The 23,473-nt window shown below is 52.6% G+C and carries 24 protein-coding genes; 8 read left to right on the top strand and 16 right to left on the bottom strand.

Annotated elements, in window-relative coordinates:
• Window positions 1-57: 57 nt before the first annotated feature.
• From FHT67_RS13065 to FHT67_RS13055, 3 genes are all read right to left on the bottom strand, one after another.
• Window positions 58-1,371, bottom strand: a complete 1,314-nt coding sequence (locus FHT67_RS13065; RefSeq protein WP_167198747.1) for an ABC transporter substrate-binding protein — start codon at window positions 1,369-1,371, stop codon at window positions 58-60.
• A 178-nt stretch (window positions 1,372-1,549) separates the two neighbouring features.
• The gene (locus FHT67_RS13060) at window positions 1,550-3,184 is read right to left on the bottom strand and encodes a response regulator (protein ID WP_132311343.1); all 1,635 of its coding nucleotides are present in this window, start codon (window positions 3,182-3,184) and stop codon (window positions 1,550-1,552) included.
• On the bottom strand, window positions 3,177-5,039 hold the full coding sequence (locus FHT67_RS13055; RefSeq protein ID WP_243867141.1) for a sensor histidine kinase: 1,863 nt from the start codon (window positions 5,037-5,039) through the stop codon (window positions 3,177-3,179). Before FHT67_RS13055 ends, FHT67_RS13060 begins: the two co-directional genes overlap by 8 nt.
• Before the next feature lie 182 nt (window positions 5,040-5,221).
• On the opposite strand from FHT67_RS13055, the gene FHT67_RS13050 reads away from it, so the two are divergent.
• The 6 genes from FHT67_RS13050 to FHT67_RS13025 all read left to right on the top strand — a co-directional run bounded on the left by FHT67_RS13050 (window position 5,222) and on the right by FHT67_RS13025 (window position 11,880).
• Window positions 5,222-6,112, top strand: a complete 891-nt coding sequence (locus FHT67_RS13050) for a carbohydrate ABC transporter permease (protein WP_132311345.1) — start codon at window positions 5,222-5,224, stop codon at window positions 6,110-6,112.
• Window positions 6,112-6,945 carry a carbohydrate ABC transporter permease gene (locus FHT67_RS13045; RefSeq protein ID WP_132311347.1) on the top strand — a complete coding sequence of 278 codons (834 nt, stop codon included), beginning with the start codon at window positions 6,112-6,114 and terminating at the stop codon, window positions 6,943-6,945. Before FHT67_RS13050 ends, FHT67_RS13045 begins: the two co-directional genes overlap by 1 nt.
• A 238-nt stretch (window positions 6,946-7,183) precedes the next feature.
• Window positions 7,184-8,785 carry a sensor domain-containing diguanylate cyclase gene (locus tag FHT67_RS13040; protein ID WP_167198744.1) on the top strand — a complete coding sequence of 534 codons (1,602 nt, stop codon included), beginning with the start codon at window positions 7,184-7,186 and terminating at the stop codon, window positions 8,783-8,785.
• Between the two features lie 195 nt (window positions 8,786-8,980).
• The gene (locus FHT67_RS13035) at window positions 8,981-9,787 is read left to right on the top strand and encodes an alpha/beta fold hydrolase (protein ID WP_167198741.1); all 807 of its coding nucleotides are present in this window, start codon (window positions 8,981-8,983) and stop codon (window positions 9,785-9,787) included.
• Between the two features lie 168 nt (window positions 9,788-9,955).
• The gene (locus FHT67_RS13030; protein ID WP_132311353.1) at window positions 9,956-11,176 is read left to right on the top strand and encodes an MFS transporter; all 1,221 of its coding nucleotides are present in this window, start codon (window positions 9,956-9,958) and stop codon (window positions 11,174-11,176) included.
• Window positions 11,177-11,265: 89 nt separating this feature from the next.
• A complete protein-coding gene (locus FHT67_RS13025; protein WP_167198739.1) occupies window positions 11,266-11,880 on the top strand; it encodes a PH domain-containing protein in 615 nt (204 codons plus the stop codon).
• 442 nt (window positions 11,881-12,322) lie between these two features.
• Here FHT67_RS13025 and FHT67_RS13020 read toward each other — a convergent pair whose 3' ends face one another.
• From FHT67_RS13020 to FHT67_RS12990, 7 genes are all read right to left on the bottom strand, one after another.
• Window positions 12,323-13,360 carry a cation diffusion facilitator family transporter gene (locus FHT67_RS13020; RefSeq protein WP_167198736.1) on the bottom strand — a complete coding sequence of 346 codons (1,038 nt, stop codon included), beginning with the start codon at window positions 13,358-13,360 and terminating at the stop codon, window positions 12,323-12,325.
• Window positions 13,361-13,521: 161 nt separating this feature from the next.
• Window positions 13,522-13,653, bottom strand: a complete 132-nt coding sequence (locus FHT67_RS13015; protein ID WP_127499156.1) for a DUF4023 domain-containing protein — start codon at window positions 13,651-13,653, stop codon at window positions 13,522-13,524.
• Between the two features lie 74 nt (window positions 13,654-13,727).
• Window positions 13,728-14,450, bottom strand: a complete 723-nt coding sequence (locus FHT67_RS13010; RefSeq protein ID WP_167199683.1) for an ATP-binding cassette domain-containing protein — start codon at window positions 14,448-14,450, stop codon at window positions 13,728-13,730.
• Between the two features lie 11 nt (window positions 14,451-14,461).
• Complete coding sequence (locus tag FHT67_RS13005) at window positions 14,462-15,118, bottom strand: amino acid ABC transporter permease (RefSeq protein WP_167198734.1); 657 nt, start codon at window positions 15,116-15,118, stop codon at window positions 14,462-14,464.
• A 68-nt stretch (window positions 15,119-15,186) separates the two neighbouring features.
• Window positions 15,187-16,026 carry a basic amino acid ABC transporter substrate-binding protein gene (locus FHT67_RS13000; RefSeq protein ID WP_167198731.1) on the bottom strand — a complete coding sequence of 280 codons (840 nt, stop codon included), beginning with the start codon at window positions 16,024-16,026 and terminating at the stop codon, window positions 15,187-15,189.
• Window positions 16,027-16,179: 153 nt separating this feature from the next.
• A complete protein-coding gene (locus FHT67_RS12995; protein WP_132311363.1) occupies window positions 16,180-17,088 on the bottom strand; it encodes an NAD(P)/FAD-dependent oxidoreductase in 909 nt (302 codons plus the stop codon).
• A gap of 147 nt (window positions 17,089-17,235) precedes the next feature.
• On the bottom strand, window positions 17,236-17,679 hold the full coding sequence (locus FHT67_RS12990) for an Lrp/AsnC family transcriptional regulator (RefSeq protein WP_132311365.1): 444 nt from the start codon (window positions 17,677-17,679) through the stop codon (window positions 17,236-17,238).
• Window positions 17,680-17,835: 156 nt separating this feature from the next.
• Here FHT67_RS12990 and FHT67_RS12985 point away from each other — a divergent pair, with 156 nt between their 5' ends.
• On the top strand, window positions 17,836-18,657 hold the full coding sequence (locus FHT67_RS12985) for an alpha/beta fold hydrolase (protein ID WP_243867139.1): 822 nt from the start codon (window positions 17,836-17,838) through the stop codon (window positions 18,655-18,657).
• Between the two features lie 117 nt (window positions 18,658-18,774).
• Complete coding sequence (locus tag FHT67_RS12980; protein WP_132311369.1) at window positions 18,775-19,365, top strand: DUF421 domain-containing protein; 591 nt, start codon at window positions 18,775-18,777, stop codon at window positions 19,363-19,365.
• A gap of 60 nt (window positions 19,366-19,425) precedes the next feature.
• Here the strand turns inward: FHT67_RS12980 and FHT67_RS12975 are convergent, their stop codons facing one another.
• The 6 genes from FHT67_RS12975 to FHT67_RS29690 all read right to left on the bottom strand — a co-directional run.
• Complete coding sequence (locus FHT67_RS12975; protein WP_167198725.1) at window positions 19,426-20,781, bottom strand: DUF4179 domain-containing protein; 1,356 nt, start codon at window positions 20,779-20,781, stop codon at window positions 19,426-19,428.
• Window positions 20,774-21,313 (bottom strand): sigma-70 family RNA polymerase sigma factor, encoded by a 540-nt coding sequence (locus FHT67_RS12970; protein ID WP_347880092.1) that lies wholly within the window; start codon window positions 21,311-21,313, stop codon window positions 20,774-20,776. The genes FHT67_RS12975 and FHT67_RS12970 overlap by 8 nt, the downstream gene beginning before the upstream one ends.
• A 97-nt stretch (window positions 21,314-21,410) precedes the next feature.
• Window positions 21,411-21,866 (bottom strand): hypothetical protein, encoded by a 456-nt coding sequence (locus FHT67_RS12965; protein ID WP_243711772.1) that lies wholly within the window; start codon window positions 21,864-21,866, stop codon window positions 21,411-21,413.
• An 86-nt stretch (window positions 21,867-21,952) separates the two neighbouring features.
• On the bottom strand, window positions 21,953-22,420 hold the full coding sequence (locus tag FHT67_RS12960) for a GNAT family N-acetyltransferase (RefSeq protein ID WP_167198719.1): 468 nt from the start codon (window positions 22,418-22,420) through the stop codon (window positions 21,953-21,955).
• Window positions 22,421-22,423: 3 nt separating this feature from the next.
• The gene (locus tag FHT67_RS12955; protein ID WP_167198717.1) at window positions 22,424-22,903 is read right to left on the bottom strand and encodes a GNAT family N-acetyltransferase; all 480 of its coding nucleotides are present in this window, start codon (window positions 22,901-22,903) and stop codon (window positions 22,424-22,426) included.
• Between the two features lie 109 nt (window positions 22,904-23,012).
• A partial coding sequence (locus FHT67_RS29690) for a hypothetical protein (RefSeq protein WP_481856704.1) occupies window positions 23,013-23,473 on the bottom strand: 461 nt, incomplete at its 5' end.

Below are 23,473 nucleotides of genomic sequence, written 5' to 3'. Positions count from 1 at the left end.
CAAAAGAGGCTGTCCCATCAGCCATTGGCTTCTGGGACAGCCCCTCGTTAAAGTAGCTTATTCGGCCGACCCGAATTGCTGCCATGCAGTCTGGATTTCGTTGATGGCTTGATCTTTCTTCTTGCTGCCGCCGATGTAAGCCTGCATGATTTCGCCGAATTTCTGATGGAACGTATCGAGCGAGTAGTTAACCGACAGGTCGCCGGATTTTTGCGTTTTCAGGATCTCTTCCATTTGCTTAGGCATATCCAGGTCAGGAAGCGGAGCGTCCTTGATTGGCGGAATGACCTTCGCTACGTTGGAGAACCATTGCTTGCCGTAGTCCGAAGTGTACAGCCAGTTGAAGAAGTCGATCGCTTCACGGGCTACTTTGGAATCTTTGTTGATGCGAAGCGCTTGGTCGGCGCCTGTAACGATTTGCGCTTGCTCAGGCTTGTCGCTTACAGGGTAGCCGGCGATGCCGATTTGGATGTCCGGGCTGATTTTCTTGATCGCTTCCTCATCCCATGCGCCTTTACCCGTCATGAACGCTGCTTTGCCTTGCGCAAAGTCGCTGACTTCCGCGTTGCTGTCGCGCTCAAGCGGCTTGTCCGTACCGTGTTTAACGGTCAGATCGATGAAGTTGAAGAAGTTGTCCTTCAATACCGGATGATCGTTGAACGTTGTTTTGCCGTCGATGAATTGCTGTACCAGCTCTTTAGGCGCGATACCCGCATCTTCAGCAGCTGCGTTTACATAGTGTTGGAAGATGTGCTTCCATACCCACCACTCTTTATAAGCGTTGGCGAATGGCGTGATTTTCTTCGCTTCAAGCTTCGCGATATCATCGTTAAGCTCTGCGATCGTTTTAGGAGGCTCGGCGATGCCTGCATCCGACAGAAGCTTCTTGTTGTAGATCAGCGTCATCAGGTTGCCTTTAACAGGCAGACCCAGTACTTTACCGTCCGAAGAAGTCATGTTGGCTTTAACGCCGTCCGTCATCGCAGCCGCAAGAGGCTCGTTGGTCAGATCCGCGCTGTATTCAGCGAAAGTATCGATGTCACCGCCAGCCGTTGTCTGGAACACGTCAGGCGTGCTGCCCGAAGCGATCTTGGATTTCAACACTGTATTGTAATCGGCTTGCATGATTTCAAGGTTAATCGTTACGTTTGGCTTCACTTTCTTGTACTCGGCGATGTACGCATTGAACGCATCCGTGTACTCCGGAGAAGCTGTGAACATGTTAATCGTTACCGGTTTGTCGGAAGCCGCGCCATTACCCGCCGCACCACCGTTATTAGCTGTATCATTGCCATTGTTGCCGCCGCAAGCAGCGAGCATACCGCCGACCAGCGCAAGGCTGAGCGACACCGAAGCTATTCTTTTGAACATTGTAACGCCCCCGTTTCTCATAGTTGCCAGCATTTCTGACTTCCCGTCCACGATTGGCGGGCTGTTATTGTAGCTGACCTTATGCACACGTTTATCATAATGAATAAGGATCGGGATAAAAATGCACATAAGTGACTAGTTAAGGGTAAAAAAGCGGAGTGTTGCCCTAGTTCACTTTTTATCCTTCCTTGCGAGCGGTTCGATACTCCGTCGGCGAAATGGAGAAATAATTCCGGAATGCTTTGCTGAAATAATTCTTGTCCTTGTAGCCAAGCATCTCGGAAATATCCTGGATCTTCAGGCTTGGATCGTCGAGAAGCTCCTTCGCCTTGTCCATTCGAATACGCTGCACGTACTCATGGATCCCGCATCCGAACTGCTGCTTGAACAGCTTCATTATATATTCCCGGCTTAGAAAATATTTATCAGCGAACATCGAAATTTTGATGTCTTCGTAATACCGGTTATCGATGTACGCTTTAATATCTCCAATCTCGAAGGGACGATTCGCGGACTGCGTCAGGCGGATCTGCTCTAAGTAGAAGTGAAGCGCATCCTCCAGCAGCCGGCTGAACTGCTCATAGCTCGCAAAGTCGTCGGACAAGCCCATGAAGCGAACCGGATGCTCCTCCATTAAAGGCAGCTTGTCCCTGGGCACGCCAAGCTCCAGCGAGATATCGTTGAGCAAAATAATGAACCGGGCCAGCGACTGATCCGCTTCCCCTATCGTAAACAATTCGGCGCCGCCCCATTTTCTCAGCTCTTCGGACAGAATCGATTTCGCCCCAGCCGTATTGCCGGACTCCAGCGCCGCCCGGAACAACTGAATTCGACCTGTTACAGGATAGCTTTCGTTAACGGACTTCATGACGGTATTGGCCACAAAGTACCCCTTCAGCTTCAGCAGATCAATTCCGTTGATCGCCGCCTTGGCCGTCTCGTAAGAGGAGGCAATTTCCATAATGCTCTCGCAGGGGGTGCCAATTCCCGCAACGGCCACGATGCCAAGCAGATCTTGAAGCGCCGCCAGCGCTTTGTTCATCTGGTGCAGCGAGCGGTACGCGATATCCTCCTGGTAAGCGCCCTTCATCGTCAAGATGACGATAAGCTCGCGGTCCAGCTTGGGACTGGCGAAGCTAAACGCCTGGAAGTACTCGCCCGCAATCTCGTTCAGCATATTCCCCACGGCAAAATGAAGCAGGTCCACGTCCGAATGGAAACGGGCTTTCCGCACCTTCTCCATATTCAGCATTCTCAGCACGACCGCGGCGAACCGGTTGTCCGGATCATCCGCCCCGATCAGCGGAAGGAAAGCCTCGTTCGTCTGGCTGCGGAAGCTGCGGTCGATAATGGACAGATACATTTTCTCTTTCAGCTTGGGCAGGGACATATTGAGGGTAATATTGCGGTTAATGAACTCGCTCTCCCGAACGCGGCGCGCTTCCAGCAGATCGACCGCCTTGCGCAGCGCGGCATTCAGGTCCTGCCGGTTAATCGGCTTGAGCAGATAGTCGACAACCTTCGAGCGAATAGCCTGCCGGGTATATTCGAAATCGTTATACCCGCTAATCACGATGGCCGGCAGATCCGGGTAGTCCTGCTCCAGCACCTGCAGCAGCTCCGCGCCGCTCATGCCCGGCATCTTCATATCCACCATCACAAGATCCACCGAATGGCTGGCCATCATCTCAAGCCCCATCTTGCCGTCGGTAGCTTCCAGCACCTCGCCCACGCCAAGGCCTTTCCAGTCGCCCAGAATCCGTATGGCCTCGCGAAGCGGTTCCTCGTCGTCGATAATAAGAACTTTATACATATTGCCCGCCTCCCCGCGGTATTAGCATTTCCATTTCCGTGCCGGTCGGACTTGTCCGGATCACCAGCTGCGAGCTTGTTCCGTACAGCAGCTTGAGCCGCGTATTCAGGTTAACCAGACCTACGCTTCCTTCTTCCTCCGTCCGTTCATTCCAGTCGCCCTCGAACGATTCGAGCACGTCCTTCAGCCTGCCCGGCGCAAAGCCGGGTCCGTTGTCGCTGACGATAATGAAGGCATGACCGCCCGACGCCCTTGCGCTGATCCGGATGGTGACGGGACTGGAGACCATCTCGACCCCATGCTTGATCGCATTTTCCACCAAGGTCTGAAGCGACAGCTTAGGTAGCTCCAGCTCCTTGAGGTCCCGGTCCCAGTCGATGACCAGCTGCAGCCTGCCTCCGAACCGCGCCTTCTGCAGCGACATGTAGCGTTCGATATGCAGCAACTCCTCGCTCGCGCGGACGATATCCTTGCCGCTGATGCAATACCTGAGCGTAAGCGCCAGCGCGTCCACCATGTCCGCGATATCGAAGCGCTCCGCCTTCAGCGCCTTGGTCGAGATCGCTTGCAGCGCGTTATAGAGGAAATGCGGATTAATCTCCGCCTCGAGCGCCTTCAAGATGGCGTTCTTCTCCACCAGCTTCATCTTGTAGCGCTCGTTGATAAGCTCATTCGTCTGGCTGACCATCTGATTGAATTGGCGGGACAGATAAGCCAGCTCATCCCGGCCGACAACCTCTGTGGAAGCCTCGAAATCCCCTGTACTAAAGCGCTTCATCTGCTGCGAGAGCAGCTTGAGCGGCTTGGTGACCGCATTGGAGAAATACGTAATCAGCACAACCGCCAGCAGCAGGAACAAGAGACCGATCATAAAGTTCAAGTTACGGGTTGTCTTCGCGGCCGCATAAAGCTCTTTGTAAGGTATCGGCTTCACTAACTTCCACCCGTCCTGCGCGCCTACGTTATAGACGACCAGATATTTGTTATTTTCCGGTGAATTCCAGGTTAGGCCGTTGGCTTCCGTTCCGTCCGTCTTAATCCCTTTCATCAAGCCGCTGCCCTCCATCGACTCATAGAACGTTCTGTCATCCAGCGCGAACGGCACATTGTCAGGACTTAGGAAGAACAGATGCTGGCCTCTGTCCTCGGGTATGTCCTGCATGATTTTATTCAGCGTGCTCTTGTTGTAATAAAAGGACACTACCGCCTGAGGAGCGCGGGTCGAGATTGAACGAAGCACCCGGTGATACGCCATAAAGCTGCGGCTCGGGTCCATATCGTAGCCCCGTTCCTCGTTCGACAGAAGGAAGGACTGATACGCCTGATTCGTCCCGCTGTCCATCGCCTGCTTGTACCAGGACATCGTTGGTATATTGTCCGCTTGGCCCGACCGGATCTTGATATCGAAGTTCTCCTTGGCAATCGTGTAGTACGTGCCGCTCCTGACGAAATACAAATAAATCGCTTCGAGATCCTCGTTGCTGCGGGAGAAATACATGTTTCGCAGGTAATCCTCCACGTACATTTTGGATGCATAATCCGTGGACGCATGCGTAATGGCAAAAGCCAGCTCGTCGTAATTCACCTGCGGGAGCGACAGCTGCTCCATCCCGTCAAGGTAATCCTCCAGATTCTTGTTGACGAGGAGCAAATTGTTCGACGTGCTGGCAATGCTGTTATTTAGCGCTTCCCGCTGCAGCATCTTGTACGAGATGAATGTCAAGGACCCCACAACCAGAATAATGATCGTCGTAAAAAGCAAAATAAGCTTGTTCACCAATCGGCTGGACACGCGCTCGGTCAAGACGCTCCAGCTTTTTGCGATATGATTTGCGATAACCATCCACTCCCCCATGCTCAAAGGTGCCTGCCGTACAGTTCACCTTTTTACCCCTAACAGATTTCATATATCCATTTTGGCTGCCTTAAGGCGCAATTATAATACACAGTATATCGAATAAGGTACTGATGTATAGTCGGCCAACGACATCCGGACATAAGAGGCGACAACTGACGACATCGAGAAGAGGTGCAAATATGTTTAAGAAAATGGGGAGAAAAGTAAGCGAGAAAATCGAGTTCGGGCTGTTCACGCTGCCGGTTCTCATCTGTATCGCGATCGCCTTCTACATTCCGTTCGCGATGACGATCCGCTATTCCCTGACCAAATGGAACGGGATCTCCAAGCATCCTAAATTTATCGGACTTGATAACTTCAAGCAAATTTTCCTGCATGACACGAACTTTACCCAATCGGCATGGTTCACGATTAAATACGCGGTTCTTTACATTGTGCTCATTAACGTGTTCGCGATTCTGCTGGCACTGGTGCTCGACATGAAGCTCAAATCAACGTCTTGGCTGCGTGCGGCATTCTTCATCCCGTACATCCTGAGCCTTGTTATCGTCGGCTTCATCTGGAAATTCATCTTCATGCAAGGCTTCGAATCGCTTGGCGCTAGCACGGGCTGGGGCATCTTCAAGCTCAGCTGGCTGGGTGAACCGGGACTAGCCTTTATCTCCGTCCTGTTCGTATCCATCTGGCAATCGATCGGCTTCTATCTCGTGATTTACATCGCCGGCCTGCAGTCGGTGCCGGATGATCTGAAGGAAGCGGCCACCGTTGACGGGGCTGGCCCAGTCCGCCGCTTCTTCAGCGTAATCCTGCCGCTTCTGGCTCCATCGATTACGATCTCGGTCTTTATGGCCCTGACGAACTCGATCAAAGTATTCGACGTCATCCTGTCGCTCACCGGCGGCGGTCCCGGCGGCACGACTTACAGTATCGCTTACGATATTTACCGCGATACCTTCCAGAACAATCTGTACGGCTACGGTACGGCCAAAGCGCTGATCCTGTTCGTTGCCGTGCTCATCATTACCGTTATTCAATTGACGATCTTCAAACGCAGGGAGGTTGAGGCATAATGAACCGTCAATCCAAAGCCGGACGCATCACGCTCGAAGTGGTGATGGTCCTCCTGTCTCTGTTGTTCCTGTATCCGCTGTTCCTGGCGATCATCAACTCGTTCAAGAGCTTTGGCGAGGTCATGAGAGACGTCATTGCTCTTCCGACCAAGCTGTCGTTCGGCAACTACGAGCATGTGTGGAATGTCATCAACTACCCGAAGCTGTTCCTGAACAACTTCGTCATCACCGGGCTTGGTCTCGTGGGGATTATCCTCGTTTCCTCGATCGCGGCTTATAAGCTGGCCCGCACGAAATCGAAATGGAGCGGCCTGATCTACATGCTCTGCATTATGCCGATGCTGATTCCGTTCCAGTCGATTATGCTTACCGTTCTTAAGCTGTCCCAAAAGCTTTACATTACCGAAAGCACTTGGGGACTTGGCCTTCTGTACTGGGGCTTCGGCGCACCGTTGGCCGTGTTCATCTACCATGGCTTCGTTAAAGGCATTCCGAAAGAAATCGACGAGAGCGCAACGATTGACGGCGCTTCCGGCTTCCGCCTCTTCTTCAGCGTGATCTTCCCGCTGCTGAAGTCCGTAACCACAACGATCGTCATTATCGACGTGATGTGGATCTGGAACGACTTCCTGCTGCCGCTCCTTATGGTCAACGGCTCGCCGGATACGAAGACGCTGACGCTTGCGGCTTACACCTTCGTTGGCCAATATACGTCGGACTGGCAGTTTGCGATGACGGCCATGGTCATGGCCGTTCTGCCTTCGATCGTCGTATTTATCTTCCTGCAAAAATATATCGTTAAAGGCGTTGTAGCCGGCGCCGTTAAAGGTTAATGGCGTTAATGCCCGTCCGCTCCTTCCGCATCCCTTGCATGCGGCGGGCCGGATGGGCATTTTTGTCGTTCCCGGCCTATATCAGCTGATCGTCATTAACCGGGAACATTCCGTTTTACCGCAGCTAAAGCTGCGATTCGACAGATTCACTGTTTTTTAGAATGATTATCGTAACATTCGACAAAAAATGATACACTATCGTTTAGTAAGAATTAGGAAGGAGCATCGCCTGCCATCCATGGTCTATAAGATACGGCCGCGCAAAGGCTTTAAGCTGTCCTCTATTATTTCATTTGTCGTCATCCTATCTGTTCTGATTACCATCTTCATCAGTACCATTATCGGATATAACACCGAGCGAAAGTCGCTCTTCAACAATACAATCGAAATGAACGGCATTGCGGCGCTGAACCTAAGCAAAACGACGCAGTCGCTTGTTATATCCATGCAGAAGAGTCTCGAGGTGACTGCGGATTATTTCTCGGACATCGAGCTAAGCGATCGGAATGTCTTGTCCCAGCTGGATTTCTTTATGGGGACAAGCCCGTATTTCAACTCGCTTACGATTGTGAACAAGAACGGCGTTATTGTCTCTACTTCGCCCAACAACCTGAATCTCATAGGCAGCAAGCCGACTTCGGAAGCGACAACGGAATCGCTCCGGTTGAAGAAGCCGTATATATCGAAGCCGTTCCATGCCATAACCAACCGGCTGATCGTTATGGTAAGCTCGCCGATCTTCGACCATAACGGCAATTACAAAGGCTTTGTCGGCGGATCGATCTACCTGCAGCAAGCGAATATTTTCCGCGATATTCTAGGCGTTCAGGCGAGCACCACAAACGGTTCCTACTTCTATGTGGTGGATTCCGCCGGCAACCTGATCTATCACCCGGACAAAGACCGCATCTCGGAAAATGTGAGCAGCAATCCGGTTGTCCGGAAGCTGATGAAGGGAATGTCCGGCGCGCAGCGCATCATCAACTCGCAGGGGCAAAATTTCCTTGCGGGCTTTGCGCCGGTACCGGCTGCGGGCTGGGGGATCGTCTCGCAGACGCCGCAGGACTATATTACGAAAATTTCGGAAAACGTCATCCGCGAGATGACGAAGTTCTCCGCACCGTTCGTTCTGCTGCTCGTTCTTCTCTCGTTCTGGCTGTCCCGCAAGCTGGCGCATCCGCTTAACCGGCTGGCTACCTACGCCTCCCGCCTCTCCGGCGGGGATGAAACGCTGAAGCCGCTGCAGGCGGATGTCAGCTGGAACTATGAAGCGAATCAGCTTGTCGATACGGTCGCCGTTGCCTTCAATAAGCTGCGCGCGCAGAAGGAAGAGCTGCATGCCGAAGCGAATACCGATGCGCTCACCGGCCTGACGAACCGCCGGACCATGGGGGCGATCACTACCTTATGGTTGCAGCAGGGCACGCCGTTCTCGGTTATTATTATGGACCTTGACCATTTCAAGAACGTAAATGACCGGCATGGCCATCAGATGGGCGATGAAGTGCTGAAATTTGTGGCAGGCGTCATGGTAAGCGAGAAGGGACCGGACGATTATTGCTGCCGGTACGGCGGCGAGGAGTTTACGATGCTGCTGCCTCATGCCACAGAGGCGGAAGCTGTGCAGGTCGCGGAGCGGATCCGGCGGCGGATCGAGCAGTCCGTCACCCCGATCGGCGAATCGGTGACGATGTCGCTTGGAGTCGCGACCTTCCCCGATGCGGCGGAGGAAGTTGTCGAGTTGTTCAAATTCGCCGATCAGGCGCTCTACCAGGCCAAGCGCGACGGCCGCAACCGCACGGTTGCCTACAGCAGCCTGATGAATATGGCGCGTATCTAAGTTGAGGCTGTCCACCTTCAGGTGGACGGCTTTTTTTTTCGCGGCTGCGGCAGCACCGGAGACCCCGATCACAGCTTTTGCCTTCTATTCGAATCTCCGAGCACATCGGCTTGACCGCTTTCTTCTAACGTAGCGGAACGGCTCATACCTTTACTACAAAGAACGATTCCGCTTTAGGAGAAGGAGACGAAAGCCTTGAACTATTATATTGATGTGGAGCCGGGCGTCAGTCTGTACGTGGAGGACACGGGCGCAGGGCAGCCAATCCTGTTCGTGCACGGCTATCCGCTGGATCACCGTATGTATGAATACCAGATTAACGAGCTGCCCAAATACGGCTATCGCTGCATCCGGATGGACCTCCGGGGCTTTGGGAAATCGGACTCCCCATGGGAGAGCTACAGCCTGGATCGGATGGCCGATGATGTGCGCTGCATGATCGATACGTTAGGCTTCAAAGAGCTTACCCTTGCCGCCTTCTCGATGGGTGGTGCGGTAGCTGTCCGTTACATGGGACGGCATGCCGGGCATGGCGTCGGCAAGCTGCTCCTGTTCGCCGCGGCCGCCCCCTATATTACGAAGCAGCCCGGCTTTCCGCAGGGCATGCCGCCCGAGGGACTGGATGCCCTCATCGGTCTCGCGTACCGAGACCGCCCGCTTATGCTGCAGGAATTCGGCAAGCTGTTCTTCCATAACGAACCGTCGCCGCCGTTCCGGCAATGGTTCGACTCCGTCCAGCTTGACCAGTCGCCACGCGCCATCATCGCCTGCGGATATACTTTGCGAGACGAGAATGTAAAGGCGGATCTGGCACGGATCAAGGTGCCGACGTACATTTTCCACGGGGTATACGACCGCGTCTGTCCCTTCGAGCTGGCTATCATCATGAAGGAAACGATTCCAAACTCCATCCTGCTCAGGTTCGATAACAGCGGGCACGCCATTTTTTACGAGGAGCTGGAGCTGTTTAACGCCTGCCTGCTGGAAGCCTTGCGGCATTAATCTCATAGCGCCCATTAAGCTTCCGCCAGCTTTACATAACGGAGGCTTTTCTCATGGGCCGCAAGGACAAAAGTACGGTTTTTTCCGCCGAACATGGAGATTCGGTAAAAATAGGTTTACAATAAAAGAAAAATCGTACTCTGACGTACTCTTTAGGATGTGACTGACATGACCCAGCCTTACTCGTGGAAACGCAATTTGATCGTTTTATGGATTGGTGTTTTCTTTTGCAGCACGGCCTATTCGGTTTCAATTCCGTTCATCCCGCTGTTCCTGCATAATGATCTCGGAGTGAATAGCCATCTGGAAATGTGGTCGGGATTCGCGTTTGGCATTACGTTTCTAGCCAGTGCGCTTATCGCGCCTTATTGGGGATCGCTAGCTGACAAATACGGCCGCAAGCCGATGCTCATTCGTTCGGGCTTCAGCTTAGCGGCACTTTATTTCATTACGTTCTTTATCAAAGATCCGTATGTGTTCCTTATACTCCGGGTGTTCCAGGGCCTGCTCGCCGGCTACGTGCCGGCGGCCATCGCCCTCGTCGCAACGAATACCCCGGAGGAGAAATCCGGCTATGCCCTTGGCATCATGGCAACCTCCGGCGCGACGGGCGGCATTATGGGACCGCTCATTGGCGGTACGGTCAGCCATTACATCGGGAACCGGGAATCGTTTGTTTTCTCCGGCTGTATCGTGCTGGTGGCAGCGTTAATCGCAACCTTCTTCGCTACCGAGCATAAATTCAACCGCTCCGGCGTGCGCTCCTCCGTTCTGGACGACCTGAAGCATGCCTCGCATAACAAAGCCTTCCTGACGCTCCTTGGCATGTCCGGACTTGCGATGTTCTCGGTTATGATTCTCGAGCCGCTGCTTACCGTCTACGTGCTGCAGCTAGGGACAAACGAGCATGATGCTTCCTTGCAATCCGGGATTGTGTTCTCGGCCGTCGGGATTGCGACCTTGATCGCCGCTCCGCAGTGGGGTAAATTCGGGTCGAAAATCGGCTTCTCCAAGGTGCTCTTTATCGGCCTGCTTGGCGGAGGGATCGGCAACTGCCTGCAGTTCTTCGTCGGGCATATTGCCGAATTCGGCATTCTGCGCTTCGTGTACGGCCTGTTCTTCGCCGGGGTAACTCCCGCTATTAATGCGATGATCGTGAAGTCGACGGAGACAAGCTTCCGCGGCCGGGCCTTCAGCTTGAACCAGTCGGCTACCCAGTTCGCTACCATGCTTGGACCTGTTATCGGGGGCGTGCTAGGCGGCATTATCCCGATTAAATGGGTGTTTATTATTAACGGCGTTATGCTGGTGATTGCCGCCGTTCTGGTGAAGAGACAGCACATGGAGGAAAAAATGGCCGCCTCCAAAGCCGCCGCCGAGCGGTCATAAGCCGCGTTTAGGATCATCTAGAATAATCCCCCATTCCGCATATATAATGGTAGAGTGATTCAATCTACATAGGGAGAGGAATGGTAAGATTGTTCGGAAAAGTAGCTGCCGACATACTCGGCCTCAGCGATATCGGGTCGGTTATCCGGCCGGAGAATTATGATAAGGTGGATTCCGATGACTACGTGATGCACGAAGACGGGGAAAAAATTTATTTTCTGATCAAGTCGAAAACCGACGAGTACTGCTTCACCAACTTGGCCCTTATTCATCTGGACGGCACCAGCGCGGTCAGCAAGAAACGCGTGCTGCACCGTTACCCTTACGCAACGAACAAGATCGGCAACGTAGCCCTGGAGACGGCCGGCACGGTCGACCTGGACGTCGAGATCAAATTCGTGATTGGCTCCGTACCGTTCTCCATCGACGTGAATAAGAAGCATATCGAGCAAGTGAAGGACTTGTACAAATCGCTTATCAAAATTTCCGAGATCCACCACGAGAACGAAATCAGCCTCAGCTTTGCCCGCCAAAGCCTGGAGCTCGCTTCCTCGACGCTTAGCCATGCCCATAAAGGCGACTACGATGTAGCCGATGCGTTCAACAAGCTGAACCAATCCGCATTCAACTGGCTCGAGGGCGCGCAAAAGCAGTACAAAGTAAAAGATTTCGGCGCAATCTTTGACCGTTATATCAATCTTTAATATGCTAAAATAAAACGCCGCCCCATGAAGGGCGGCGTTCTTGCGTTTGGCGGGGCATGTTCAGGCTTGGTCTTGATAAGAATCTACGGGCTATGCCTATGTAAATCGCTATACCTCCCCAGCCGAACGGCTTGCTGAAATTACACTGCACGATATGCAGGATATACGCACATTTGCAGGCCCATAGAGAAATTACGCTGCACAGAATGCAGGATATTACGTCAATTCGAACCGATTAGAGCTACAAATCACGAATATAGTGCATTCCGTGCAGTATCGTTCAGGTTACTGGGGCAATGCGCATCTTTATCCTGCATTTCATGCAACGTGGGCGGACGGCAGTACTTCCACTTCTGCACAGAGCAGCTTCAACGCTCATACCGCTGCACAATAGCCATTGCACATTGCTTGCTGCGCTAACCGCTGCACCTTCGAGCTGCCGCTAGACCAGCAGCTCCATATGCCGGATGCGCGAGCTTTCCACTTGAATCGTGGAATGCTGAATGCCAAAGCGTTCCTCGACCAGCGCGATCGCCGCCTGCAGCACCCCTTGGCAGTCCGTTCCTTCCGCGACCTGCAGGTGGCAGCTCAAGGAGTCCAGACCGGACGTAATCGTCCAGATGTGAAGGTCATGCACGTCAACGACGCCTTCGATCTCTCCAAGCGCCGCGCGAATCTCCTTCTCGTCCACGTTCACCGGAGTCCCTTCCATCAGAATGTGGACGGTATGCTTCAGCACGCTCCACGCGCTTCTTACAATCAGAACGGCAACGACAATCGAAATAATCGGATCGGCGATATTCCAATCGAAGAGGTAGATCAGCAGCCCCGCAAGCACGGCCCCTACCGAGCCAAGCGCATCGCCCAGCACGTGAAGGTAAGCGCTTCGGACGTTGAGGTTGTTATGGACATCCCCTTTGCGCAGCAGCGCCCAGGCGCTCGCCAGGTTGGCAAGCAGGCCAACTGCCGCAATCAGCATCATCGAGCCGCTTGCCACAGTCGGCGGATCAAACAATCGGCCGATGGCCTCCCAAATAATAAAGACCGAAATAACTACAAGCGTAATGCCGTTAAATAAAGCCGCCAATATCTCGAACCGGTGAAAACCGTACGTGCGAACCGCCGAAGCCGGGCGCGCCGCGAACCATACCGCCACAAGGCTGAGCACCAAGGCGCTCACGTCGCTCAGCATATGCCCCGAATCCGACAACAGCGCCAGGCTGTTGGTCGCCAGTCCCCCGACAAACTCCAATACCATAATGCCCGCCGTAATAATTAACGCGATAAATAGTCCGGTCTTGTTGCCCGACATATCAAAGTGATGATGATGCCCGTGATGTCCATGGTCATGACCATGTGTCCCGTGACCGTGGCCGTGGCCATGGTGATGTCCGCCGCTGCAGCTATCCGCATGCCCCTTGCCGGAATGCGAATGCTTATGCTCCCCTTCTTGCTCGTTATGGTTATGTTCATGACTCATAAGACTGGCACCTCACTTTATATATATGAACAACTATTCATATGTTTATGATGCCGCAACCGCCTTCTTTTGTCAATCCATGGATAAGCCTTTTCCGCTAATCGCACAATCCGCCCGGCCTTGGGATGTGACCAAGGCTCCGGGCGGAACGGATCTTCAAGTTATGGATTGTTCGTATGCTGCACGTTTTGCAGCTTTTGGGAAGCCTTGCCTTTGCCGTAACGGACCTGGTTTTTCTTCTGCTTGGCTTGCGTGGCATGAACCTTTGCCACAAATTCGCTAGTGGATTCCATCGCTTCAATCCCCTCCTTTGCCACTAGTAGGGTTTCCGCGGAGATTTCACCTTATGCGCTTCGTAAGCCGGTTGCTACAGTACCTTGGATAAAAAAGCTTTCGTCCGCTCCTGCCGCGGCTCGTCGAACAGCTGCTGCGGAGTTCCTTCCTCCACGATCATCCCTTGCTCCATGAACAGCACCCGATGCCCGACCTCCCGGGCAAAGCCCATCTCATGCGTAACGATGACCATCGTCATCCCTTCCGCCGCAAGCTCCTTCATGACGGCGAGCACCTCGCCCACCATCTCGGGATCAAGCGCCGAAGTAGGCTCGTCGAACAGCATAATGCGAGGCTCCATAGCGAGCGCCCGTGCGATCGCAACCCGCTGCGCCTGTCCGCCGGAGAGCGATGCCGGGAACTGTCCCGCTTTCTCGCTGAGACCTACCTTGCCAAGCAGCGACAAAGCAAGCTTCTCCGCATTAGCCGGTTCCAGCTTGCGTACCCGCACGGGTGCGAGCGTAATATTTCCAAGCACGCTAAGATGAGGAAACAGGTTAAACTGCTGGAATACCATCCCCATTCGCGATCGGATCCCGGTAATGCTTGACCCGGCCTCGAGCAAGGAGCGGTCTTCAATGCGGATCTCGCCTCCCTCCGGCTTCTCCAGTCCATTCAGGCAGCGGAGCAGCGTTGACTTCCCCGAGCCGGAAGGGCCGATAATGACAACAACCTCCCCAGGCGCTACCTGCATGGACACATCCTTCAGAACGGTATTCGCTCCAAACGACTTATGGACTCCAGTTACAGCAATAATCGGTCCCGCCGTCATCCCGCCACCCCCTTCTTCTCCATCCAGCCCAGCAGCTTGCTAAGCGAGTAGGTCAGAATCAGATAAATAAAGGCTGCCGCCAGATAAGGCTCCCATACGCGCAGATACTGGCCCCGCATCACATTGCTCCAGTACATTAATTCCGGGGCGGCAATCAGGGCAACTAGCGAGGAGTCCTTGATGAGGACGACAAATTCATTGCCGAAAGCCGGGATCATCCGTCTCACCGCCTGCGGCAGGATAATAAACCTCATCGTCTGTCCGCCGGTCATTCCAAGGGATTGCGCGGCTTCCGTCTGCCCTTTATCAATCGACTGGATGCCCGCCCGGTAAATTTCCGCCGTATAGGCCGCCGAGTTCAAAGCAAGAGCGGTAATCGCCGCAACAATGGCATCGGTGTGTCCAATACAAGCGGGCACAAGCCCAAAATGCACGATCAGAATTTGAACGTATAACGGCGTACCGCGAAAAAAATGAATATACCCGCTCGTCGGCCAGCTGAGATACCATCTGGACGACATTTTGCCAAAGCTGACGGCCAGCCCCAGCATGGAGCCCAGCGTAATCGCAAGCGCAGAGATCCCAATCGTCAGCGCGGCCCCTTTGAGCAATAACGGAATATAGTCGACGATAATATCGAATCGAAAATGCATGCGCTCGTCCTCCCCGGTCAAGAAAAAAGCATGCGCAACTTGATCCCATTACGCATGCCTTATGCTGCTTACTTCGCGTTTAGCACATTGTCGACGTTCGGCTCTTCCCCGAACCATTCTTTATAAATTTCCGTATACTTGCCGTTCTCAAGCACCGTCTTGATCGCTGGATCCAGCTTCGCCTTCAGCTCGCTGCCCGCCGGAAGCAAAATGCCGTAAAACTCCGAACCAAAGCTCGCCGTGTCCATGATCGCCTTCAGCTTGCGCTCCGGATTATTCTTCATATATTCGCGGACAATCGCGATATCGGCCACAACGGCATCCACCCCGCCCGAATCAAGCTCGAGCATCGCCACCGCATTGCTGTCGAACCGCTTCAGGTCGGTATTGTCGTTGCCCATAATGCCGGACATCAACGTATCCGCCGTCGTGGAGCCCTGAACCGCTACCTTCTTGTCTTTCAGATCAGCCGCGCTGGCAACCGTACTGTCTTCCTTCACCATAATCATATTGGTGGATTCAAAGTAAGGAATGGAGTAGTCATAAGACTCTTCCCTCTCCGGCGTAACGGATACGCTCGATATTCCCGCATCATAGCTTTTGCCGGATTGCACCTCCGTCAGCATCGCGTCCCAGCCGGTATTCGTGATGGAATACTTCAGTCCCGCTTCCTCCATAACCGCCTTCAGAAAATCAACGTCAAAGCCCGAAATTTTATCCTTATCCATGAATTCCATTGGCGCATAAGCCGCGTCGGTCGCGAACTTGTACACCTTCTCGCTGGCAGTGCTGCTTGGTTGATCGCCGCTTGCCGTGTTGCTGCTGCCGTTTTCCTTGTTGGCCCCGCATGCTGCCATCGTCATGACGAGAATTCCCGCTGCCAGAAGTACCGATAACCGCTTCCCCATGGTCCACTCCACCTCTCTCAACATTGGCCTAGCACAAATTGAGCTGCTCGTGCAATCTATCAATCAGCTAGCAATTCATCAAGATTTTAGCAGGTAGAAACGTTCTGCGCAATGATTTATGTTAGTTATTATAACATTTAAATAACATGGCGCTTAAAAATCCAAATGGGTCAGTGCGGTGTTAACGCTCATCGCCGCCTTACTCCCTCCGGCAGCCGCAACCACAAGCTGGGCGGGCGAAATCGTGGCCGCATCGCCTGCGGAGTAGACATGCTCCACCGTCGTTTTTCCGTAATCGTCTATCGCCAGACCGCCGCTTTCGTTTAATCTGCAGCCTAATTTCTCGGCACCCCGGATAGGGAGATACCAGTTCGACGTTACAAAACCTCCCGTACGGGCCACTTCCGTCCCGTCGGCAAAGACGATCTTCTGCAGGCGGCCGCTTTTTCCTCTCAGAGAAGCAATTCGCTGCTCGAAGATCCGTACCCCCCGGCTCAGAAGCTTCGCCCGCTGCTGCGGCTCAATCGATCCGACCCCATTGGTGCACACAATCAGATCTTTGCTCCAGTTATAGACCGTGGATACCATCGAGAAGCGGTGGGACTCATTCTCCGAGATGACGGCAAGCGGCTGGTCTCTCATCTCCCATCCGTCGCAATACGGACAGCTGAACAAGGACGAGCCGTAATAATCGGCGACGCCGGATATATCGGGCAGCTTTTCCTTTAGTCCTAGCGCCAGAATAATCGTCCGCGCCTGATACACCTCTCCGGTGCTTGCCTGCACGAGAAACAGGGCATGCCCCCGCTTTACCATATCCACGGCCTTGGTCCGAACCACCTTGACGGAAGGATATTTGCTTATATCCAGATGGGCAAGCCGCCGGAATTCATCGGGCTTTACGCCGTCTCTTGTAATAAATCCATGCGATTCGCGCGTCACCGCATTCCGCGGCTTGTTATCGTCAAACAGCACAACGTGCCGTCTAGCCCTGCCCAGCACAAGCGCTGCGTTAAGCCCAGCCGGTCCGCCTCCGATAATGGCGCAGTCGTACAGCTTCATCTGCTATCACTCCTTAAAAACCTGTATCCTTACTCGCTATTCGTTCAGTATGGCATCTTTGCGCAAAAACAAAACGCCTACGAAGGAACAAAAAAACCGCTATGCTTAGGAAGTCTTGCTTCACTAAGTACGCGGTTTGCTCGGGTTTTATGCTTGGTTAGGGAGAATTGCGGAAAAAAGTTTATCCTCGAACCGGGTGGAGAGTACGACTAGAGTCGAAGAAAATCCATAGGTATGGCATTTTTCAAGGAAGCTCTCCAAGGTTTCGCTTGTTTCCGTCACGACCTTCAATAAATAATTGTACTCCCCGCTCGTTCGGTAGAAATCCACGATCTCAGGGGCGGCCTCGCTAAAGGCTTCGAATTCCTTGCAGTGGCTCGACTTAAACAATACAAACGCCGTTGTATACTTGCCAAGCTTGGATAAGGACAGCTCTGCCCGATAGCCCGTTATGACTCCCTGCTCCTCCAGCTTACGGAGTCTCTCGGTGACGGCCGGCTGCGACATGGCAATGATGCGGCTCATCTCCGAGATCGTAATCCTGGCGTTATCATGAAGAATCGACAGTATTTTATGATCAATTTGGTCCATGAAATAGATCACCTCTAATTTTAAAGGTTTGGGACAGCTACTAACGTAATCATTAAGTTTTCGAGCGCCAAATTCCTTAATCCTCTTATGTGAATTGTAAGCCGATTCCAATAAACTGTCACTAATAACCAATGAAGGAGATGGATGATGATGACAATGACCTTTAATGAAACAAATAGAACGAATGGCTTAAGCTTTTTCACCACCGGAGACGGCGTTCGAATAGCGTATCGAGTCGATGGGGCAGCCGATAAGCCGGTACTTATGCTGGCGAACTCCATTGCTACTTCCATGAATATGTGGGAAGGACAGATCGAAGCATTCGGGGAGCATTTCCGCGTGCTGCGCTATGATTACCGCGGTCATGGCGACTCGGATACGCCAGCCGGGCCTTATTCCTTCGACCGATTGGGGAGAGATGTCATCGAGCTGCTCGATTCGCTTCGGATCGACCGCGTCCATTTTCTCGGATTGTCGCTTGGCGGTGCCGTCGGGCAATGGCTTGGCATCCACGCTCCCGAACGGATCAGCCGGCTGATCTTAAGCAATACCTCGTCCTATCTGGGACCTGCCGAGCAGTGGGATGGATTGATTGCTTCCGTCCTGCAAGCAGAGAACTTGAACGGTTTCGCCGATACGTTTATCAAAAACTGGTTCCCTTCGAATATGATCGATTCGAAGAGCGGGATTGTCGCTGCCTTCCACCGGATGGTCCTCGCCACCCGCGCGGAAGGAATCGGAGGCAGCTGGGCCGCAATCCGCGACATGGATATGCGCCGGACCGCTGCTCTTATCAGCAGCCCGACACTAGTCATCGCAGGTCAGAATGATACGGTGACGCTGCCAAGTCACGGCGAATTACTTGCCGAGACGGTGCCGCACGCAAGGCTTCTTATGCTGCCCGCCGTCCATCTCCCTAATGTGGAGTTTCCGGATGCGTTCGAGAGCGCTGTTCTCGACTTTCTGTTGTCGGAGTAAAGAAGTAAGGCTGCCGTTTAATCCGGCAGCCTTACTTCTTTATTTCTATCCTGATACTTAAAAGCCTCCATGCAAATACTTACTTTACAGGATTAGAATGAGATCAGGAGGAATCGCATGCTATACATGTTAGGTCTAGCCTTTTTATTCGCCGCGGTCAGCATCATTCTTCTTCGTCTTGCCGGGCGTAAATCGATTTCGCAAATGACCATGCCCCAGCTGGGGATCTTGCTGACGATAGGCGCAATTATGGGCTCGGAGGTAAGCGGAAAAGGAGCCTTAAAGACGATAGCAGCAGCCGCGGTGTTTGTTCTCGTTCTTGTAGGGGTCGAATGGCTAACGCTAAAATCCAACACTGCCGAGCGATTGCTAAAGGGATTTGCCGTACCCGTTATCGAGAATGGAGAGGTTATAACAAACAATTTGAGAAAGCTGCGCATATCCGTAGACGATCTGGAGAAGAGATTGCGCATGCACGAAATCTCGGCTTTCCAGGACGTAAAATCGGCGACAATCGAGGTCAACGGAGAGCTTGGCTATGAGCTTTATCCGCATGCGAAGCCTGCCACGATAAGAGATATCGAAAGCCTGTTACGATCCTATTTCCCGCAAGCCGTTGCACCCCCGGCAGTAAATTCCGGCAGCCGCAATCTATTCGCTGAAGTCAGTACGCCGCATAAGGATGAAGTTCCGGATCAACTTCAATAGAAGATCATTCGTGCAAGTAAGGGCTGCCGATGACGGCAGCCCTTACTTGTCGATTGCATTTTATTTAATTTGGATATCAATGTCCCCGTGAATCCGAGTCGGATAATCCTGAATATGAAGCGTAAGCGGACTCTGGTATTTCTCCTTCAGAATATAGAATTGGTACTCGGTATCTGCCCCATTGCCCGAGGTACCCGTCATATGCGATTCGAAAGAGTGGCCTGCAGCGTCCTTAAACGCGCCTTCAAATAGACTATACATGCGATCCTGATCAAGCGGATTGTTGTTCTTCAGTTCGAAAACAAGAATGTCCTGCCCATCCTCGCTACTAGTGCCTATGTCTTTCAGAGTAAGCTGGCTGTCCGGTCTGGCAAGCAGCTGCTTGCGTTCGAGGTCAACCTTCACCTCCAGTTTATCTTTGTCCAGCGCCCGAATACTGCTCGCCCGCAAATAGAGATGCTTGGGCTTCTTGAAGTAATTGCTCTGGAAGTACAGTACTTGGCTGTTCTCGTTTATAGTAGACCCGGATATGCCATTCATTATCGAACTGAACGCTTCACCTCTTTCATCTACAAGCCGAAGATCATCGAGGTAGAACAGCTTCTTCGTATTGGCCGGATCATAATTTACTTCAACCCCGATTCTTGTTGGGTAGACTGTCATCTTCCCGAAAGTGATTTTCTGGCCTTCAACCGCGACAGTCTGGTTCAAATCGTAAGTTTCCTTCATTCCTTCAAACTTCGCTTTATCTACAGGAACAGAAAAATGCCATTCTATATCCGTTGTTGCAGCTTCGCTGACTTTATTGAGCTTCAGTTCCAGCTCCAACGTATCCGGCAAGCGAGTTCCGTCTTCCGGCTGGAATTCTATTGTATCTTGCCTTATCTTCCAGTCCTCTTCAAACGCACCGGAACCGTACGAGCTAGATATATGCTCAACATTAGATATTCTAGCTCCATTGAAATTAACAACACTCTTCCGTCCATCTACATTCTCTAGCGTATAGAACACAATGATTCTCGATTCGTCGGCGATCATACCGTCAATCGTTACCTTAATCCCGTCCTGTTCTTCCGAGAGACCTACTGGCTGCATAAAGTCATTGTCTATGGCCAGTTCAAGGCCCTTATCGTAATGAATGAGCTCGACAAACGGCTTAAGGCCTGGTATCTCCCCCACGTACGCGGCTACCTCGGGAGAGAACCGGACGGACGCAACCGATACGAGAAGCAAAAGACATGCGGTATAAGCAGCCACTCTGGAAAATACTCTTCGTCTTCTGCGCTGCCGGCCGGCCCTTATGCCGCTCCATATCCTCGCGTCAATCTCGGAAGGTATAGGAATGTCCTCCATGTATTCCTTCATCGCCTCCAGCTCCGGAAGCTCCCGCACTTGTTCATCCCGATACTCATCCATTCGGCTCCCCCTCCTTCCCCAGCCGCTGCCGCAGCCCGCCTAGCGCTTTATGCAGCCAAGTCTTGATCGTCCCTTCCGGCTTCTGCAGCGTTCTCGCAATCTCCGTAATGGTCAGATCGTGATAATACTTCAGCTGAATCACTTTCTGATAGTTCGCATCCAGCTGCTCCACCGCCGACTCGAGCATCACCCGCTCCAGCAAGGACGATTCGCCATTTGCCGCATGCGGATCAAGAGCAGCAGCCACTGCTTGCTGTCCGTACGCTCTTCGCGTTTTCCGCTTGGCTTCGTCAGCGCAGTAATTCATCAGAATCCGGATCAGCCAGCTGCCGAAATATTCCGGCTCCTTCAGCTTGCGAATCTGCATATACGCGCGGCAGGTCGCTTCCTGCACGGCCTCAAGGGCATCGGTTTCGTTTTTCAAATACGAATAAGCAATCCGGTACATCTTCTCCTTGTGCTGCGTAATGAGACTATAAAAGGCAGCATCGTCGCCCCGTCTCGCTGCGGCCACCAGTAATTCGTTTCCCACACGCTTCCTCCCCTGCCATTTCCGCATCTACTTATTAGACTTCCGGGAGGAGCAAACGGTTTTGGCCTAAATAAAATAAGCAGACGAATTCGCCTGCTTAATCAACCAGCTTCATGAAAGACTGAACATGCTTCTCTAATTGCTCGAGCTCTTCACCGGACAATTGATCTCCCCGGAAGCTCTCGGCGTCTTCGTCGGGGATCAGAATCGTTGACGGTTCGTGAAGCTCTTCCGTTCGATGAAATCCATCCTTGGTATCCAGTACGTTCGACTTATAACCCTGTTCGTGCGTAATGACGGTTTTGACGTACTTGCCTCCCGTATCGTAGAAGTCTTCAACCGACTTCAGCTCCACCCTCGTATAATTCTTGTCTGCCTTTGTCGTCATGATGGAATTCACTTTCTTAAACCCCGCTGGTTCATACAGTCCTTCCGCATTCTGCTCCATGACTTCAATGCCAAAAGCTTCGATATGCCGAACCTCTTCCGCCTGGCCGCATGCGCTTAGCAGGAAGATCATGCCCAAGAACAGACTATATACTAACCTCCGCAAATCCCCACCTCCTATAAATAGGACGTTCACCGCATCTAAAAGTTTCCAAATAAAAACAAAAAAGCAGACGGTTTCCGCCTGCTCACTTATAAAGCCTTCTCATAGCAATCAACCTCTATGCCGATGTTGGCCAATTTGGTCGCATAATATTGAAATCCCAAGGAGCTCCAAAACCGTTTGGCGAGTTCATTTTCGGGAATAACGCCGATGCGTACGGACTGTTTCCCTTCCTGCTTAAGCCGCTGCTCATAGGCAGCGTAAGCAGCCTTGCCGTAGCCTTTCCCTTTCAGCCTGTCGTGAATCATGAGAAGGCCAAGCCATGGGTAACCATCCTTCGGATTCTCGTCCAAGTATTGCAACAGCCCAATAGCACGGCCATCCAGCCGAATCAGCAGACTGTGCTGGTCTGGAGAAAGCTGCTCAAGAAGCTCCTCGCGAGAGCGCTCGGGGCGACCGTTCTCCATGAGATTATAGGCGGTATTCGAATTCACAATATCCTGAACGGTGTCGAGATCGGCTGGTTCAACGGGGACGAACCGAATGTTGAGACGCATCGTTTAAACATCCTCCAGACCTTTAATATACCAGGCATCGCAGGCAAAATGCTCCGACCCGGCTAGCGGCGCAGACAGCGACTCGAAGCCGTGCTTGGCGTAAAAGCGGTTAGCGGCATGCATATTTTGCAGCGTTTCCAGATAGCACTGTTTATAATGAAGCCGGGCAAAGGTTAACGCCGTATCGAGCAGCCTTGCCGCCATGCCCGTACCGCGTACCGCCGGGAAAAGATACATTTTCTGCAGCTCGCAAACTTCCTCCGAGTCGGCAAAAGGCGCAATTCCGCAGCCGCCCACAACCTCTCCGTCCTGCTCAATGACCCAATAAGCCCTGCCTTCGCGATTATAATAGTCGGACAAGCGGCTCAGGCTCTCGTCGGCCCAGGCCAACCCCTCCCGATTGCCTCCGAACTCGATCAGGCATTCTCTGATGACGCGTTCAATGGCTGCGTTGTCCTTCTCCTGAAGCTCTCTGATGATCATGCTGACAACCTCCGTTTCCGTACCTATTATAATCCGAAATGAGAATAGAAAAAACCGCGCAATAGAGGATCTCCTCGATTGCGCGGTTCTTCTTGTTAGGCGAATAAAATTATTTGCCTACGATAGCGTTAAGCTGTGCACGGCCTGCGATGATCTCTTGTTGATAACGATCTTGCATCGGTTCAAGGATCGAAGGCTCGCCGCCAAGAGCAACGATTTTTGCAGCTGCGTCGTCCATGATCACTTTGTACTGACTAGTGCAGCTATTGAACGCAGCGGTACCCGTCTTGTACAATTCCGTCTTCTCATGCGTCGACGTTAACGTCGTGAACTCAACCGCGATGTCCGTCAGGCCAGCCTGGCACTGGTTGCGCAGCTGGAACAGCTTCGCGGAAGTGTCATTGTACACCTGTTGGATTTTTTTCTCGTTATTGCCATTGTTGCCATTGTTGCCGTGGTTACCATTGTTGCCGTTGTTGCCGTTGTTGCCGTTGTTGCCGTTGTTGCCGTTGTTGCCGTTGTTGCCGTTGTTGCCGTTGTTGCCGTTGTTGCCGTTGTTGCCGTTGTTGC

The sequence above is a fragment of the Paenibacillus sp. BK720 genome (assembly GCF_011761545.1).
Taxonomy (GTDB): Bacteria; Bacillota; Bacilli; order Paenibacillales; family Paenibacillaceae; genus Pristimantibacillus.
Note: the sequence above shows the minus strand (reverse complement) of the source record. Positions and strands in the feature narration are given on the sequence as shown.

Coding starts and splice junctions, on each gene's coding strand:
- FHT67_RS13065 (WP_167198747.1), bottom strand. CDS start 1,371: ATGTTCAAAAGAATAGCTTCGGTGTCGCTCAGCCTTGCGCTGGTCGGC.
- FHT67_RS13015 (WP_127499156.1), bottom strand. CDS start 13,653: ATGGAATCCACTAGCGAATTTGTGGCAAAGGTTCATGCCACGCAAGCC.
- FHT67_RS12960 (WP_167198719.1), bottom strand. CDS start 22,420: ATGCGTCTCAACATTCGGTTCGTCCCCGTTGAACCAGCCGATCTCGAC.
- FHT67_RS13040 (WP_167198744.1), top strand. CDS start 7,184: ATGGTCTATAAGATACGGCCGCGCAAAGGCTTTAAGCTGTCCTCTATT.
- FHT67_RS13060 (WP_132311343.1), bottom strand. CDS start 3,184: ATGTATAAAGTTCTTATTATCGACGACGAGGAACCGCTTCGCGAGGCC.
- FHT67_RS12985 (WP_243867139.1), top strand. CDS start 17,836: ATGACCTTTAATGAAACAAATAGAACGAATGGCTTAAGCTTTTTCACC.
- FHT67_RS13005 (WP_167198734.1), bottom strand. CDS start 15,118: ATGCATTTTCGATTCGATATTATCGTCGACTATATTCCGTTATTGCTC.
- FHT67_RS13030 (WP_132311353.1), top strand. CDS start 9,956: ATGACCCAGCCTTACTCGTGGAAACGCAATTTGATCGTTTTATGGATT.
- FHT67_RS12980 (WP_132311369.1), top strand. CDS start 18,775: ATGCTATACATGTTAGGTCTAGCCTTTTTATTCGCCGCGGTCAGCATC.
- FHT67_RS13000 (WP_167198731.1), bottom strand. CDS start 16,026: ATGGGGAAGCGGTTATCGGTACTTCTGGCAGCGGGAATTCTCGTCATG.
- FHT67_RS12990 (WP_132311365.1), bottom strand. CDS start 17,679: ATGGACCAAATTGATCATAAAATACTGTCGATTCTTCATGATAACGCC.
- FHT67_RS13020 (WP_167198736.1), bottom strand. CDS start 13,360: ATGAGTCATGAACATAACCATAACGAGCAAGAAGGGGAGCATAAGCAT.
- FHT67_RS13045 (WP_132311347.1), top strand. CDS start 6,112: ATGAACCGTCAATCCAAAGCCGGACGCATCACGCTCGAAGTGGTGATG.
- FHT67_RS13055 (WP_243867141.1), bottom strand. CDS start 5,039: ATGGGGGAGTGGATGGTTATCGCAAATCATATCGCAAAAAGCTGGAGC.
- FHT67_RS12995 (WP_132311363.1), bottom strand. CDS start 17,088: ATGAAGCTGTACGACTGCGCCATTATCGGAGGCGGACCGGCTGGGCTT.
- FHT67_RS12955 (WP_167198717.1), bottom strand. CDS start 22,903: ATGATCATCAGAGAGCTTCAGGAGAAGGACAACGCAGCCATTGAACGC.
- FHT67_RS13050 (WP_132311345.1), top strand. CDS start 5,222: ATGTTTAAGAAAATGGGGAGAAAAGTAAGCGAGAAAATCGAGTTCGGG.
- FHT67_RS12975 (WP_167198725.1), bottom strand. CDS start 20,781: ATGGATGAGTATCGGGATGAACAAGTGCGGGAGCTTCCGGAGCTGGAG.